The 14,824-nt window shown below is 55.3% G+C and carries 13 protein-coding genes; 9 read left to right on the top strand and 4 right to left on the bottom strand.

All coding sequences use genetic code 11. From position 1 onward, the window contains the following. The first annotated feature begins 13 nt into the window (after positions 1-13). Positions 14-1,162, top strand: coding sequence for a hypothetical protein (locus SYN_RS02240; protein WP_011416382.1), 1,149 nt, complete (start codon positions 14-16; stop codon positions 1,160-1,162). Positions 1,163-1,182: 20 nt separating this feature from the next. On the opposite strand, the gene SYN_RS02235 is transcribed toward SYN_RS02240, so the two are convergent. After that, complete coding sequence (locus SYN_RS02235) at positions 1,183-2,385, bottom strand: methionine adenosyltransferase (RefSeq protein ID WP_041584631.1); 1,203 nt, start codon at positions 2,383-2,385, stop codon at positions 1,183-1,185. A gap of 633 nt (positions 2,386-3,018) precedes the next feature. Here SYN_RS02235 and SYN_RS02230 point away from each other — a divergent pair. The 3 genes from SYN_RS02230 (at position 3,019) to SYN_RS02215 (ending at position 6,596) form a co-directional block, all read left to right on the top strand. Beyond that, entirely contained in the window at positions 3,019-3,777 is a 759-nt protein-coding gene (locus SYN_RS02230) for a hypothetical protein (RefSeq protein ID WP_148202457.1), read from the top strand. A 226-nt stretch (positions 3,778-4,003) separates the two neighbouring features. Next, positions 4,004-5,485 (top strand): glycosyltransferase family 2 protein, encoded by a 1,482-nt coding sequence (locus SYN_RS02220; RefSeq protein ID WP_011416378.1) that lies wholly within the window; start codon positions 4,004-4,006, stop codon positions 5,483-5,485. Positions 5,486-5,573: 88 nt separating this feature from the next. Beyond that, positions 5,574-6,596 (top strand): DUF4922 domain-containing protein, encoded by a 1,023-nt coding sequence (locus SYN_RS02215; RefSeq protein WP_011416377.1) that lies wholly within the window; start codon positions 5,574-5,576, stop codon positions 6,594-6,596. On the opposite strand, the gene SYN_RS02210 is transcribed toward SYN_RS02215, so the two are convergent. Beyond that, on the bottom strand, positions 6,593-7,282 hold the full coding sequence (locus SYN_RS02210; RefSeq protein WP_011416376.1) for a Crp/Fnr family transcriptional regulator: 690 nt from the start codon (positions 7,280-7,282) through the stop codon (positions 6,593-6,595). The genes SYN_RS02215 and SYN_RS02210 overlap by 4 nt on opposite strands. Positions 7,283-7,421: 139 nt before the next feature. Here SYN_RS02210 and SYN_RS02205 point away from each other — a divergent pair, with 139 nt between their 5' ends. Continuing rightward, positions 7,422-8,099: an ATP-binding protein gene (locus SYN_RS02205; protein ID WP_011416375.1), complete on the top strand. Its 678-nt coding sequence runs from the start codon at positions 7,422-7,424 to the stop codon at positions 8,097-8,099. A gap of 99 nt (positions 8,100-8,198) precedes the next feature. Here SYN_RS02205 and SYN_RS16180 read toward each other — a convergent pair whose 3' ends face one another. Then, positions 8,199-8,363: a hypothetical protein gene (locus tag SYN_RS16180; protein WP_158302894.1), complete on the bottom strand. Its 165-nt coding sequence runs from the start codon at positions 8,361-8,363 to the stop codon at positions 8,199-8,201. A 264-nt stretch (positions 8,364-8,627) separates the two neighbouring features. On the opposite strand from SYN_RS16180, the gene hcp reads away from it, so the two are divergent. Beyond that, a complete protein-coding gene (gene hcp, locus SYN_RS02200) occupies positions 8,628-10,256 on the top strand; it encodes a hydroxylamine reductase (protein WP_011416373.1) in 1,629 nt (542 codons plus the stop codon). A 17-nt stretch (positions 10,257-10,273) separates the two neighbouring features. After that, on the top strand, positions 10,274-10,609 hold the full coding sequence (locus SYN_RS02195; RefSeq protein WP_011416372.1) for a cupin domain-containing protein: 336 nt from the start codon (positions 10,274-10,276) through the stop codon (positions 10,607-10,609). Positions 10,610-10,674: 65 nt separating this feature from the next. Here the strand turns inward: SYN_RS02195 and SYN_RS02190 are convergent, their stop codons facing one another. Next, positions 10,675-11,487: a DUF1460 domain-containing protein gene (locus SYN_RS02190; RefSeq protein ID WP_011416371.1), complete on the bottom strand. Its 813-nt coding sequence runs from the start codon at positions 11,485-11,487 to the stop codon at positions 10,675-10,677. Positions 11,488-12,093: 606 nt separating this feature from the next. On the opposite strand from SYN_RS02190, the gene SYN_RS02180 reads away from it, so the two are divergent. Then, positions 12,094-14,196 carry an acetate--CoA ligase family protein gene (locus SYN_RS02180; protein ID WP_011416368.1) on the top strand — a complete coding sequence of 701 codons (2,103 nt, stop codon included), beginning with the start codon at positions 12,094-12,096 and terminating at the stop codon, positions 14,194-14,196. Positions 14,197-14,213: 17 nt separating this feature from the next. Continuing rightward, positions 14,214-14,765 carry a M15 family metallopeptidase gene (locus tag SYN_RS02175; protein WP_011416367.1) on the top strand — a complete coding sequence of 184 codons (552 nt, stop codon included), beginning with the start codon at positions 14,214-14,216 and terminating at the stop codon, positions 14,763-14,765. Positions 14,766-14,824 lie beyond the last annotated feature (59 nt).

Genomic DNA, 14,824 nt, shown 5'->3' with positions numbered 1-14,824 from the left:
GGATTAAGACCACATGGCATGGCAGCGGGAAGAACCGGCAAGAACTCAATTTCTAGACATCTTCAGATATCTTTTGATCTTCGTATCATCGGGGTTTGCCGTTTTTCTGATCTGGAAGCAGAATCGGATTCTTGCTCTGATTGAGGCCCTTCCCGTCTTTATTGTCATGTCCAACCTTTTCGGTTTTCTCACCCTGCCCCTTTATCGCCGCACTTCCGGCTTGATCGAAAAAATGACCAGAACTTTTACACCTTCTTCCTCTGAACACCTTCTCGGCGCCCTGGATGCCTTTTCTCTCAAGGAACACAGAGAAAACTCCAATGAACGGATCTCCATCCCTGTTTCGGAAGAAATGGATGCCGAAACGGAAGCCGCAGCAAACGATATAAGCAGAAATCCGTTCGCCGGAGATGATTCCGATGTCGCCGATCCGGAAGCCAGAATTGTCCAACCCGATTTACCTGAAAAAACCCAGATTGCCCAGCAGATGAGGCAGATCATCTCTCTCACCACAAAAGCCATCTACTCGGAACAGTTCAGCGACATGAGCACGCTGGTCAAATGGCTGCCCGGAGACAAAAGCGACAGAAATCTTTTGTGCGCCTACATTGCGATTCGTATGGCCGCCCAATTGACAAAACCGCCCAGTGACGGCGAAATCGAAAATGCGGCCGAGCAGCTGCTTATGATGGAGAAGGACCCGGCCAATGCGGATTCCGGCGCCCTTCTCAACCTGCACAAGGCGCTTGCGGAAATCTACTGGCTGCAAAGGCAGGCCGAGATTCTCAGAGGGAAACTCGCCCATCGCAATGGCAAATACTCGTATGAAGCGACCATCTACGCGCTTCAGCGTGTCGGAAAAGGACCGATGACAAACGAAGACAGGGAAAAGTTTAAAGAGCTTGCAAGGGAGATATCCGACCTCGAACGGCAGATTCAGGAATACGAGATGGAATCATTGAGAGGGGCTGACCTTGAGGTTTATCAATGCACGAGAGAACACCTGAAAATTCAAGCCCTGCAGGATGAATTAAACATCCGTAAAGAACACGGAACCACAACGGAGCTTAAGGGGCTGATGGAAGTCATCGAAAAGCAGTTAAAATTCGCTCTCCACCCGGAATCCCCGGAGCCCGGCGCGACGGACGTTTTCAGGAAATGACGAGGAACAGAAAAACGACTCTAACAGACGGAATATTTCCCAGCGCTTAATTCCTCGCAGAACCCGTTGATTTCCGAGAATTCCTTTTCGAAAATTTCTTCCGTCCTTTTTGCAACTTCATCAATTCCCCGCCCACGCTCAAGAAGAACCTGGGCTGTTGCCATCTGCGGGCTGTCGACAGGCGTTCCGATACGGCTTAAAAGCAGGACGTAGACCTCCTTGATCCCTTCGATATTTTCGTAGATTTCCCGGGCGATCTTATGGGCCAGTATGTTGTATATCTTTCCGACATGGCTGACAGGATTCTTCCCCGCGGCAGCCTCTGTCCCCAGAGGTCTGTTCACGGAGATGAGTCCGTTGACCCGGTTTCCGCGTCCGACCTGACCTGAATCCGCATCCTCCGCCGATGTCCCGAGGAGGCTCAGATAAACGCCGCCAAGCCCTCTCCCCCGCTCATCGAGGTTGTTGTAATGGACATTTATTCCTTTGAATTCAGGCAGCCCGCCGAGCATTTGCTCCATCTCTTTCTGAATAATCATTTTTCTCTCAAAATAGTCCTTTTCAGAGCTGACAAAAGAGGCGATCAGTGGCATGGCAACTGTTAACTCCAGCGTCTTTCCGTTCCGCAAGCCCATGATCTTGATATCTTCGCCTGTCTCAGGATGGATTTTCTTGAATTCAGAGGAATTGAGCTGCCGCTCCAGGTTCAGAACGACCTTCTCGGCAGGACTCAGCGGATAATATCCCACTGCCGCCGAGGTATCATTCGCAGCCCTGACTTTTCCGGGCCGGGTAAAAATATCCGTCAGTTCCTCGGACCCCGGCGAAAGGACGACACGACACTTAAGATGCCTGTCGGGGTCGATAAACCGCATATGGCTGCGAATCCATTGTTTGGCAGTGTCGACGGCAATCTCGACAACCGGGATTTTCCGGCCTGCAACATGGAGAGTAGCCCGGTCCCCGATAATCAGTTCCATGGGTTCAAGGACCTGACCTCCGCCGAAGTTCTTCTCCACCCTGCCGGCGGTCAACAACCCCTTATCGATGTTATGATGGAGCACAGTTCCGAACTCCCGGATATATTCCTGTGACAGGGCGACGGAAATCGCTTCCATTATGGAATCGCACATGTAATCGGGGTGACCGATGCCTTTGCGTTCAACAATTTCAACCCGATGCTCGGTTACAGATTTTCCTTTTAATGTTTCTACCAGGATCATGTCCGTACCCTCCTTTGTTCTTGAGCAGAAATTGTGCAAAAACCTGCCCCTCCGCCCCTTCCTGCAATGACGCAAATCCTGGAGAAGTAGCGGGCAGCCTGCTGTCGTCAGAAAAGCGCACCTCTTTTTTCTATTTAAAATGAACCCCTTTCAAATTGCTATTTCTTTTTCTCATCTTAAAAAGGTTTCAGACTATCCTGTAAATAAGCCCCATATTTAAACCTTCCTCTGGATGACCCTGTCTCCGCTGCACTGATCCCTGCGGTGATCAGTGCATAAAACCCTTAAAAGGTGCAGCATAATTCATTAGATAGACTACGCCATCCCTGCTTCGCATGCGTTCTCTTCCTACTCAAATTTCATTCTTTTCGAACCCGAAAATCAGCCCTTTCCGGATTTTCTTAATCATATCGTCGGGTCATATTAATCAAAACCCGGAAGTCCCGTACGCGTTCCGCTCGATCCTGATGAAAACGGCTCGGTTTATTCCTCTGGTGATCCTCAGGAGCCGGATCACGGGCAAATGCGGCTTCTAAAAGAGGAACAGGGGCAGTGGATGCCATCCGCAGGTTATTGAAAAAGAATTGAAATAATTATTTCCCCCCGGCAGACGCGAAGCAATTGGAGGTGACCATGATGGCCAAATCCAGGACATTCCGTTCAGAAAGGCAACGGAATGTCGAGTTGCAGGAAATAAGAATTTTCCTGTCCGCCATTCTTCTGATCCCCTGTTTATTATGTTCCTGTGGCCGGACCGTGAAAGATCTCGTTCACAACCCTGATTTCGCGCTTCAAAATCATCCGAAGCGGACCCTGAATGTCATGATTGTTACGGAAGAGGAGCCGGATACGCGGGAACTCACGCAATGGCTTGAAACCTGCGGCAGGACGATCGATGAGCAGGTCGGCATTACCCTGAAGCCGGCTCAGTTCGTTCAGGTAAAGAACCTGCCTTCCGTCAACGACATCAGCGGCCGTCTGACAGCCCTCCACTCCGCAGGGGAAGGTCGCAATGACTGGGACATCATGATCAATCCGGCCGGCTATGGAACACTGGATATCGCCCTGGGCCTGATGAACCTGTTTCTTCCCGTACCGATGTACCAAGGATATATCGATGATACGTACAGGAAAATCATCGTTTTGAAATCCAGGGACTGCCGCACCTTTGTGCATGAGTTTTTTCATGCCTTTATCTTATCCCATAACCACTCCAATGGCATCATGGCCGGCATGACGTTCCAGCTCCTTCCCTTTACGCCTCCTTTAAACAACACGCTGTATCTTAACGAAAAGGACCGGGATGAAGTGCTGAAAAACAAATGGCGGGATTTCAGAACAAAGTCTCAACTCTCTCTGGAAACTCAGCGGGATTTGATCAGAAAGGAATGATCAACTGCTCGTGATCAAATTCCCTCATCTGACTTCTAACGGATCCTGACCGGATGGATGGAAGTCGGAATCCTGAAAGGAGTACCCTGCCCCCGTCCGGGGGAAAAAAGATGCCCATGGGAATACGGCCTTGCCGAAGCGCGGCGGATAGTATATAAAGCGCGGCAATGGTGCTGGATATCCCAGGCCGGATTTTTTCTTCTTTCATCCCCGGGAGGATCTCCTTATGGCTGTTCTGTCCGTGGTTCTTCAGCCGCCGGAAAATCAGGAACAGGCGGAATCGATGCTGGCCCCGTTTCTTGGCTCTCCCCTCGTGGAAACCATCTGGATCGCCTCCCGGTCTCCACTCGGCAAACCGTTGCCCCCCAGGTGCCGCCAAGCCCCGCCGGATGCCTTCTCTTCCGGCGCCGCTCTGAATGACCTGCTCTGCCGGATCGAGACGCCCTGGCTCCTGATGATCCCCGATGCCCGGAGGCTGGAGATTCCCCCGCCCTCTCTGGAACGCCTCCTGGAGGTCGCCGAAATTACCGGGGCCGGTCTGGTTTATGCCGATTTCCGGGATCGCGGGACGGACGGGCGTCTTCACGACCATCCCCTGATCGATTATTCGATGGGCAGCATCCGGGACACCTTCGATTTCGGCCCCCTGATGCTCTTTTCCGTTCCGGCGATTTCCCAGACCCTGAAAATCCGGGGAGCAATCCCTCCTCTGAAACACGCGGCCCTGTATGATCTCCGGCTGAAGCTTTCCCTCGATTCCGCCGTCTTTCACCTCCAGGAATTCCTGTGCACCCGTACGGAAATCGATTCCCGCAGCAGCGGCGAGAAGATCTTCGATTATGTTCGCTCCGATCAGCAGGCCGTCCAGAAGGAAATGGAAAACGTAGCCATGGACCATCTGCAGCGCCTCGGCGCATTTCTGTCTCCGATATTCAAGCCTCTGCCCCCCGGCAGTCAGGATTTTCCCGTGGAAGCCAGTGTCATCATTCCCGTGCGCAACCGGAAGCGAACCATTCTCGAAGCCGTGGACAGCGCCCTTTCCCAGAAAACGGATTTTCCCTTCAACCTGATCGTCGTGGATAATTTTTCCACCGACGGCACCACCGAACTCCTGGCCGAGCGGGCAAAGACCTGCCCGGCCCTGCACTCCCGCATTCCCGTCAGGGACGATCTGGATATCGGCGGCTGCTGGAACGAAGCCGTCAGCGATCCCGCCTGCGGGCGCTATGCCGTCCAGCTCGATTCGGACGATCTCTACAGCCGACCCGATGCCCTGCAGCAGCTGGTAAATCTTCTGCGGACCGGCCATTATGCCATGGTCATCGGGTCCTACACCCTGGTAAACGAGCACCTGGAGGAAATTTCTCCCGGGTTGGTTGACCACAGGGAATGGACCCCTGAAAACGGACGCAACAACGCCCTGCGGATTAACGGCCTTGGCGCGCCGCGTGCTTTTTCCACGGAAATTCTCCGGAAAACCGGCTTTCTCAATGTTGGCTACGGAGAGGATTACGCCCTGGCCCTGCAACTCTCCCGGTATTACAAAATCGGCAGGATTTACGAGAGTCTCTACCTCTGCCGCCGCTGGACGGACAACACCGATGCCGCCCTGCCAATCGAAAAAATCAACCGTAACGACCTCTTCAAGGATCGGATCCGGACGCTGGAAATCCTTGCCCGGCAGCGGCAGAACGGGTGCAAGCCGTGACGCGGGCTTCATTCCCGGTTCGAGATCACGTTAGCCCGGGAATCACGGCCTTTCTGCAGACAAAAAACAAGGAGAACGACTTTTTCCGATGAAACCGGAAGATCTTCCCGATTCACGCGTTTTTGCCGAATTCAACCCGGAAAGAAAAGAAGATGCCGGCACGAGCCTGCCGGATCTGTGTGGACAGCTCCTGACCCGGCAGGAAGATGCCTGGCCGAAGCTGAAAAGCGGTTATGAAGCGGTTGCGGCCTCCCATGTCCGTACCCTGGATTGCGGTGATTTTTCGGTTTTGCTTCAGTTCAATCCCCAGCGGATCGTCAGCAGCAGCGCTCGGGTGGATCCGGCCTCCATTTCGAAACGGCCCTGCTTCCTCTGCCCGGCCAGCCTTCCCGAGGAACAGCAGGGGATTCTCTATCGCCGGACCTTCCTGATCCTCTGCAACCCTTTTCCCATTTTCTCACAGCATTTCACGATCAACGATCTGAACCACCGCCCGCAATCCCTGGAGGCTCATCTGGATCTGCTCCCTCTTCTTGCCCGGGATTTCGCTCCGTCCCTGTCCCTTTTTTACAATGGCCCCCAATGCGGCGCCTCCGCTCCGGATCATCTGCATTTTCAGGCCTGCCCGGCCGGCAGCCTGCCCATCGAATCCCAAGTGAATGACGGCCGCCCTCTCCTGCCGGTCATGAAGAACCGCTCCGCCACGGTCTCCCGCGTGGAAAACCTCGGGCGGGCCGTGCTGATGATCGAGTCCCCCGATGCCGACGCCCTGAACGGAGCCATAAGAAAGCTTCTGGCCGTCATGAGGTCCGTCGTTGGCACCGGGACGGAACCCATGTTGAATCTCCACGCCGCGTTTAAAGATGGAAAATGGCGGATTCTGATCTTCCCCCGAAAGAAAAACCGCCCCGATCTTTACGAGCTGGAAGGGCCGGATCGAGTGCTGATCAGTCCGGGAAGCGCCGAAATGGGAGGATTGCTGGTCGCCCCCGTGGAAAGGGACTTTCAGCGGCTCACGCCTGATCTTATCCGTCATATCTATCGGGAAGTGTCCGTCGATTCAGCCCGGCTTGAAGAATGGAGCCGCCAACTCTCCCGGATGGCGGACTAACCGCCGAATTTTCCTGTTTCCGCCAGTGCCTGCAAGCCATTTCTGTCCAGAATCGTGATTTCCTTTCCCTTGACCTCGATGAGACCGGCGTTGTTCATTTTAAGGAAAATACGCGAAAGTGTTTCCGGGATCGTCCCCAGGAGGCCGGCCAGTTGCCCCTTGGAGATATTGAGGGACAGAGAGTTCCCCTGTCCTTCTTCGTCGCTGAGGGTGAGCAGGTAGGAGGCCAGTCGTCCGGGAACTTCCTTGAGGGTCAGGTTCTCGATCTGAATCGTAAACTGCCGCAGGCGCAGGGAAAGATCGGCCAGCAGATTCATGCAAAGGGAGGGGTTGCCGGAGAGCAGCGCCACAAAGTCCGTCCGGGGGAAGAAAAGTAGGTGGCTTTTCAGGAGTGTTTCCGCGCTGGCGGGGAATCGCTCTCCGGAAAAGACGGGCACCTCGCCGAAGGAATGGCCCGGCCCGTAGATATGAAGGATATGCTCCTTTCCCTCCGGGGAGAGCTTGAAGACTTTCACCTGCCCGGAGGCCACGATATAAAATCCGCCCCCCTCATCCCCCTCGGCAAAGATCTCTTTCCCCTTATCGTAAAAGCGGTCCCGCGCAATGCCCCGGATCTCGCCGAGTTGTTGCTCGGAAAGCCCGTTGAAAAGAGGAATTGACCCGATAATTTCCAGAACCTTGTCCACAATTCACCCCACTCATTGGAAAAAAATTTGCCCTCCACTTGATCCAGGTCAAGGTGCAATAAAGCCATTATGAGATAATGGCTTTGAAAATCAAGGGGACTTTCAGGAAGTTTTCCCCCATGGAACTGGAGGAACAGTCATGAAAAAATTGCGCAAGATCATAGAAATCAACGAGGAACTCTGCAACGGATGCGGACAGTGCATATCCGCCTGCGCGGAAAGCGCGCTGGCCCTTGTGAACGGCAAGGCCAGGGTTGTCTCCGACAACCTCTGTGACGGCCTTGGTACGTGCATCGGGGAATGTCCAACGGGAGCCCTGAAAATCGTGGAGCGGGAAGCGGAGGAATTTGATGCCCAGGCCGTGGAAATCGCCCGGAGCTGTCCGTCCACCCGGATGGTCATGACTTTTACCGCGGGTACGCCCTCTTCTGAAGCCCGTCCTTCCGCCCTTTCCCACTGGCCTGTAAAGATCCGCCTGATTCCGGAAAACGCCCCTTTTCTCAAGGGCGCCGACCTTCTCGTGGTTGCGGATTGCGTTCCAGTGGCCTTTTCGGATCTGCACGGCAGGTTTCTTCCGGGAAAGGTCGTGATGGCGGGATGCCCCAAATTTGACGAAGCGCAGCCTTACATCGAGAAGTTTGCCGGAATCTTCCACAATGCCGGGATCAGGCGCGTCACCGTGCTCACGATGGAAGTGCCCTGCTGTTCCGGCTTGCCGATTCTCGTCCGGAAGGGCATGGAACTGGCCGGTGTCCGGGTTCCCATGGAAGTGGCGGTAATCAGCACCCGCGGAGAAATTCTCGACAAAACTGCATAAGCGGAGATGAGTCCGCCATGAACAGCCGGAAAGATAAAAAAAGGAAATTCAGTCGAGATATTCAGGCGCCACCTGAAGAGTCGGAACCAAGGGGATGGGTCAAGGCGGAACAGGTCCGCCTGATATGGCGCAATCCCGCGCAGGCCACACCCGCCATTCCGTGCTTCCCGCGTAATGATAGCCGGCTGCCGTCAGGACGGCAAGAACGACCCCCGCGAGAATACCGGCGGCAAGAAGGGATATCGTTTTCCTGTGTGTACCCATATTCGTCGAAGTTTGCTTCTATACGTTGGTTTATGTTGACACGGTAAAACGATACGAATGAAACGCTATGTTTTTTTATAATAGTTTATTCCCATCGGGTCAATCAAGAAAGCTTTCCCTAAAAAATTCCTTGCTCTTGATCCAAGTCAAGGAGAAAATGTAAACATTATGAGGTAATGGCCCCAGAAATCAAGGGGGCTTTCAGGAAGTTTTTCCCCCATGACAAAAAAATTCACGATCCCGGCAGGGAAAAGGAGGAAGAACATGTTTTGTTTTCAATGTGAGCAGACGGCTGGTGGAACAGGATGCACGAAAGGCGGCGTATGCGGGAAAACGCCGGAAGTGGCGGCTCTGCAGGATCTTCTGATCTACGAGCTGAAGGGGCTGTCCCTGGGCGCCCTCGAAGCGGACAAAGTCGGTATCCACGACGAGGAAGTCGACCGCTTTACGGTTGAAGCACTCTTTTCCACCCTGACCAATGTGGATTTCGATCCCGACCGTTTCGTCGTTCTTCTGAACCAGGGTGTGAAGCTTCGCGAACAGCTCAGGGAAAAAGTGAAAAAAGCCGGAGGAAAGGCCGACTTCGCCGACGAGTCAGCGCTTTTCCAGCCTGCGGCAACGCTGGAGGGCCTGGTCGCCCAGGGCGATAAAGTGGGCATCAAATCCGATCCTCAGGCCGATCCCGATGTGCTGGCCCTGAAGGAACTCCTCATCTACGGCATCAAGGGGGTCGCGGCCTACGCCGATCATGCCCGCATCCTCGGGAAAACCGATGCGGCAATAACGCGGTTTCTCTACGAAGCCCTGGCCGCTACGCGCAATGCAGCACTGGGAGTCAACGACCTGGTTTCCCTCGTGCTGAAATGCGGGGAGATCAACCTCAAGACCATGGAACTCCTCGACGCCGCCCACACGGAAACCTATGGACACCCCGTTCCCACCGCCGTTCCCCTGGGGGCAAAGAAAGGGAAAGCCATCCTCGTTTCCGGACACGATCTCAAGGATCTGGATGAACTCCTGCAACAGACCGCCGGAAAGGGGATCAACGTCTACACCCATGGAGAGATGCTCCCCACTCACGGTTATCCGGGGCTGAAGAAGCATCCCCATTTCTACGGCCATTACGGGACGGCCTGGCAGAACCAGAAAAAGGAATTTGCCGCCTTCCCGGGCGCCATCCTCATGACGACCAACTGCATCCAGAAACCCGCGGAGTCCTACCAGGACAACATCTTCACCGCCGGACTCGTGGGATGGCCGGGGGTCACCCATATCGCCGACCGGAACTTCACTCCCGTAATCGAGAAAGCCCTGGCCCTGCACGGATTTCCGGAAGATGTTCCCGGGAAATCGGTATTAGTCGGTTTCGGCAGGAATGCCGTTCTCGGCGTGGCCGACAAGGTCATCGAAGGCGTGAAGAGCAAGGCCATCCGCCATTTCTTCCTGGTTGCGGGCTGCGACGGCGCCAAGCCGGGACGGAACTACTACACGGAGTTCGTGGAAAAGGTTCCGAAGGACTGCGTGGTCCTTACCCTGGCCTGCGGAAAATTCCGCTTCTTCGACAAGGATCTGGGAGACATCGGCGGCATTCCCCGGCTGCTCGACATCGGCCAGTGCAATGACGCCTACTCGGCCATCGCCATCGCCGGGGCGCTCGCCAACGCCTTCGGCTGCGGGGTGAACGACCTGCCCCTGTCCATGGTTCTCTCCTGGTACGAGCAGAAGGCCGTGGCCATCCTCCTGACCCTGCTCCATCTTGGAATTCGGGATATCCGGCTGGGGCCCAGTCTTCCGGCCTTCGTCACCCCCAACATCCTGAACGTCCTGGTGCAGAACTTCAACATCATGCCCATATCGACACCTGACGAGGATCTGAAAGCGATCCTCGGTTAAAGAGAAAGGAGATTGTCATGGAAGGAGAGAAAAAAGAAAAAGAGAAGGGAATCCCCTTCAACCTGGATGCCGAGGTCGCTTACGCGGACGGATCCATCGTCAGCAAAACCCTTCTGAACAGGGATGTCGGCAATATCACGCTATTTTCCTTCGATGCCGGCCAGGGGTTGAGCGAACACACCGCCCCCTTTGACGCCGTCGTCTATATCCTGGACGGAGAAGCGAAGATTACCCTGTCGGGAAAACCGCACGTCGTTTCCGCGGGGAACATGCTGATCATGCCCGCCGAAGCTCCCCATTCCCTCATGGCGGAAAAGCCGTTCAAGATGCTGCTGATCATGATCAAGGGATAAACGGTGAAGGTTCAAAGTTCGAGCTTCAAGGTTTAACCTGATTCCGTGGGCGCGCCGGGGTGTCGTTAAACGACTCTTGCCACGATCACCCCGGTGCGCCCCTTCTTTTTCATCAGGTATCCATAAAGCGTTTCCGGGCTGATCAGCACCTTTCCGGCAAGGCTCGAAGCATGGAGAAAGTGGACCCGGCGTCGCAGGCGGAGGGCGATCCCCGCATGGACTACATCCATGCCGCCCTTGCCGGTCGTGATCGCCAGGATATCGCCGTCCTGGAACCGATCCTCGACTCTCCTCAGCTTCTCCCGGGGAAGGAAAACCAGTGGCCGCGCGGACAGGCGCCCCTCGATCTCCCTCAACCGCAGGAAGGTTTCTTCGTCTTCGAGGGCGGGATAACGTTCCGGGTGATCCGTCATGTAAGAAATCGACTTGACCAGCCACTGCCCCCCCAGGTCCGCCGTCACATCACGGAGAAATCCCTTCGCCCCGGCATCGAAAAGCCAGTCCGAAAAATAATGGAGCCGGGAGGCAAAACCGTCCAGGATTCCGTTCCGATAGCGCAATCGCCTCAGAGTCGCGGCATAATCGGGAAACCCCGTCGCTCCGGTCCGAAACAGCCGCTCCAGAACCACGGCATTTTCCACCAGGGTAAAACAGTCCAGCTCCCGTAGATTGATGACCAGCCGCTCCGGTCCTTCCCCTTCCAGCGTATGCGCCCCATACGGCCTGCCCAGAAAGGCGAGCCCCGCAGCCGCAATGCCGGCGCCGGAGGAAAAATCACAGCCTCCGCCGCGCACCGGCATACCAGCAATCTCCCTAAAAATCCGGATGTCTTCCGGGGTATGAAGAATGGCTTGTTCGTTTTCTTCTGAAGGGTTCATGAAATTTTTTCTCCCGCGATTCCATTCCTTTCAAGCTTCCTGATGGAACAGGCAGCACCATTATGCTCTGGAATCCTCTGAACGCAACCTCAATGTTGCAGGCGAGGAATAAATTCCTCCTGGCGCAAAAACGGTCACGGGCAGGTTTCTCCGTCTGCAACCTGAGCGAGAAGGAGCCGAGGTCACCAGTTTTTCAATCTGATTTGCGTCCCGTCTGCAACCCGCGCGAGGGAAGCCCCTGAATTTCCCCGCCGGGGGCTGAATGCCAACCCGTCTGCAACCCGTACGAGGGTACGAGGGGGAGCCCCTGTCGAATCCTGTACGGCGGGTGCCCGCCTTCGTATGGAAAGGGCTCAACCGGCAAAAAATTTTTGCGGTTGACACTCTCCAGGCAATTTATTAGAAACTCCTCCATTACATTCTTTCCTTTGCTGCCGGTTTTCTGTTAACTTCCGAGTCACCTCTTTGTGTACTCTTCCTGCTTTTGACGTTGACGCACCCCGGTCAGGCCCGATGCGGAGCAGCGGCAATGAAAGCGGGATCGATTGCTGAAACTGTCCTGGTAAAGGAGATTCTCTTACCCTCTCTGAAAAAAAGGAAAATGTCATGAAAACTTTTTTTTATCCGCGAAGCATGGTCGTGGTGGGGGCGTCTCCCACGAAGCAGAACTTGGGCCATCTCATCCTGATCAACAATGTTCAGCGGGGCTGTACAGTCAGGTTATACGGAGTGGGCAGCGAAGAAGGTGAAATCGCCGGCGTTCATGTATATAGAAATGTCGCTGACCTTCCGGAAGTACCTGACCTGGCTCTTTTCATTATCCCGGCGGCTGCAATCCCCGATCAGCTGGAGGAATGCGGGAAGCTGGGAATCCGCCGCGTGGTGATCGAGTCCGGCGGTTTCAGCGAATTTTCCAGAGAAAAAAGCAATGCCCTGGAGGAAAAACTCCTGGATATCGCCGCCTGCCACGACATCCGTTTCATCGGCCCCAACTGCATCGGAGCGGTCAACTACGATCTCAACCTTCTCATGCCTTTTCTTCTCTACAAAAATACTCTGCCCGGCGGACGGGTGGGCATCATCTCCCAGAGCGGCGGCATCGGCCATTATTACCTCGAGCACCTTCCGGAGAATTCCGTCCGGCCGGGCAAGATGGTCAGCATCGGCAATAAGCTCCAGATCGACGAAACGGATTTTCTCGAATATTTTCTTGAAGACGAACATACGGACCAGGTGATCATTTATCTGGAAGGCTTCAAACGAGGGCGGGATTTCTTCCATACCGCCCTGTCCGCGTCCAAGCCCGTCATTCTTCACAAAGCCAACCGCAACCCCCAGAGCGCCCTGATCGCCCGCTCCCATTCCGCCGCTCTGTCCGCCAGTGACGATGTAGTCGACGGGCTCTGCCGTCAGGCAGCCATCATTCGGGTGGAGGACGATGAGGAAGCGATTCGCTCCGTCAAAATCCTCCAGCAGCCTCTGATGCGGGGCCGGCGGATCGCCGTATTGTCCCGTTCTGGAGGACATGCCGTCATCAGCGCCGATGCCTGTTCCCAGTATGGTTTCGAACTGGTTCCTTTCCCCGACAGTTTTTTCGATAAACTGGACACCCTTTATCGGCAGCGGGTCATTGCCCGTCAGAACCCTCTCGATCTGGGAGAAATCTTCGATTACCGGATCTATGGCCGGATTCTGGAAGAAACGCTCAAGCTCGATTGCGTCGACGGCGTCCTTTTCAATCACATCTACCAGTCCCACTACGAGGCGGAAATGTCGCGAACGTTTCTGGGGGAACTGGACGGCCTGATCCGGAAATACAATAAGCCTGTGGCGGTCGCCGCCATCACCGACGTTGCGGAAACCACGGAGCTCGTCAAAAACTATCCCGTCTATGCCAGCCCCCTGGCGGCCATCAAAGCCCTCAATGCCTCGGCGGCCTACGCGCGGCAGAGAGAGCGGCGGGACACCCGGGGCAGAAGCAGAACCTTTTCCTTTGTCCTTCCGGAGGCCCATGCCCGCCTGGACCGCTTGATCCGGGAAAAACGGCATCCCCTGGCCGATGAATGCATCGACCTGCTGACCGCCGCGGGGCTGAGCTTTGTCAGAAGCTGGAAAATATCGGAGGCCGACGATCTGGACGGCCTGAACATCACCTTCCCCGTAGCGGTTAAGCTTCTTTCCAGCGAGGCCTCGCACAAGTCGGACGTCGGCGGGGTTAGATTGAATCTGACCGACCGGATCTCTTTGATGCGAGCCCTGGCGGAAATCCGCATCTCCGTCAAGGAAAAATTCCCAAATGTTTCCGTAGAGGGGTTTCTCGTTCAGGAAATGGTCTCCGAAGGTCTGGAATGCTTTGTCGGCGGCAGACAGGATCCCGTTTTCGGACCTGTCGTGGTGGCCGGTGTGGGCGGGATATTCCTGGAAATATTCCGAAACTCCGCTGTCCGCATCGCCCCGGTAACCCCCTCAGAGGCGCTGGATATGCTGCAGGAACTCCGGTCGTGGCCGATTCTACAGGGAAGCCGGGGGCAGGCTCCGCGCGACGTGGAGGCCCTGAGCGATCTCATCTGCCGGGTCGCGGCTTTGCTTAACGCCGTTCCCCAGATCGCCGAAATCGATCTGAATCCCGTTTTCGTTCATGCGGCCGGACAGGGAATATCGCTGGCCGATGCCCGGATTCTCATCAAAGACGACAACGTGCCGGGATAAAAACGGAGGAACGCCCTGTGAACGAAATCGCTGTTTCCGACAGCGCCATGACCTTCAGGGAAGCGGTTTCCGGCTGCCCGGCCCCGGAAGCCGTCCTGGCCGCCCTTTGCCTTGTTAACGTTTCCTATTACGGCTTTGATGGGAGGCTCCATGGCGGTCAGCTTCTGGTCCATTCGTCCGTCGAACGGGATATTCACGAAATTTTCAGCCTGATCCGGGAGGCGCGCTTCCCTCTGCGCTCGGTCATTCCTATCGCGCGATACGACTGGTCGGATGAGGCCTCCATGGCGGCCAACAATTCCTCGGCCTTCAATTACCGTTTTATCGCCGGAACCCGGAGACTCTCCCGTCACGCCTCGGGCCTGGCCGTCGATTTCAACCCCTTCCAGAACCCCGTAGTCTATGAAAACGGCGCGATACTTCCTCCGGGAGCCCTTTACCGTCCGGAGGCCCCGGGCGCCCTGACGGAATCTTCTCCCGTCGTCCAGGCCTTTCTGCGGCTGGGCTGGCGCTGGGGCGGCCTTTTTCTTCATATCCGGGATTATCACCATTTCGAGAAACAGACATGAACCCGTCCATAAACCCGTCTGAATTTTTTTCATTTTATCCTCCTGGTTCAGGCGGAATA

Source organism: Syntrophus aciditrophicus SB, assembly GCF_000013405.1.
Taxonomy (GTDB): Bacteria; Desulfobacterota; Syntrophia; order Syntrophales; family Syntrophaceae; genus Syntrophus; species Syntrophus aciditrophicus.
The sequence above is the reverse complement of the archived record's forward strand: the minus strand, read 5'-3'. Positions and strand labels throughout refer to the sequence as shown.

Bases quoted from the DNA above. Each gene is read 5' to 3' on its own strand.
- SYN_RS02180 (WP_011416368.1), top strand. From the start codon at position 12,094: ATGAAAACTTTTTTTTATCCGCGAAGCATGGTCGTGGTGGGGGCGTCT.
- SYN_RS02195 (WP_011416372.1), top strand. From the start codon at position 10,274: ATGGAAGGAGAGAAAAAAGAAAAAGAGAAGGGAATCCCCTTCAACCTG.
- SYN_RS02220 (WP_011416378.1), top strand. From the start codon at position 4,004: ATGGCTGTTCTGTCCGTGGTTCTTCAGCCGCCGGAAAATCAGGAACAG.
- SYN_RS16180 (WP_158302894.1), bottom strand. From the start codon at position 8,363: ATGGGTACACACAGGAAAACGATATCCCTTCTTGCCGCCGGTATTCTC.
- hcp (WP_011416373.1), top strand. From the start codon at position 8,628: ATGTTTTGTTTTCAATGTGAGCAGACGGCTGGTGGAACAGGATGCACG.
- SYN_RS02215 (WP_011416377.1), top strand. From the start codon at position 5,574: ATGAAACCGGAAGATCTTCCCGATTCACGCGTTTTTGCCGAATTCAAC.
- SYN_RS02235 (WP_041584631.1), bottom strand. From the start codon at position 2,385: ATGATCCTGGTAGAAACATTAAAAGGAAAATCTGTAACCGAGCATCGG.
- SYN_RS02240 (WP_011416382.1), top strand. From the start codon at position 14: ATGGCATGGCAGCGGGAAGAACCGGCAAGAACTCAATTTCTAGACATC.
- SYN_RS02230 (WP_148202457.1), top strand. From the start codon at position 3,019: ATGATGGCCAAATCCAGGACATTCCGTTCAGAAAGGCAACGGAATGTC.
- SYN_RS02190 (WP_011416371.1), bottom strand. From the start codon at position 11,487: ATGAACCCTTCAGAAGAAAACGAACAAGCCATTCTTCATACCCCGGAA.
- SYN_RS02205 (WP_011416375.1), top strand. From the start codon at position 7,422: ATGAAAAAATTGCGCAAGATCATAGAAATCAACGAGGAACTCTGCAAC.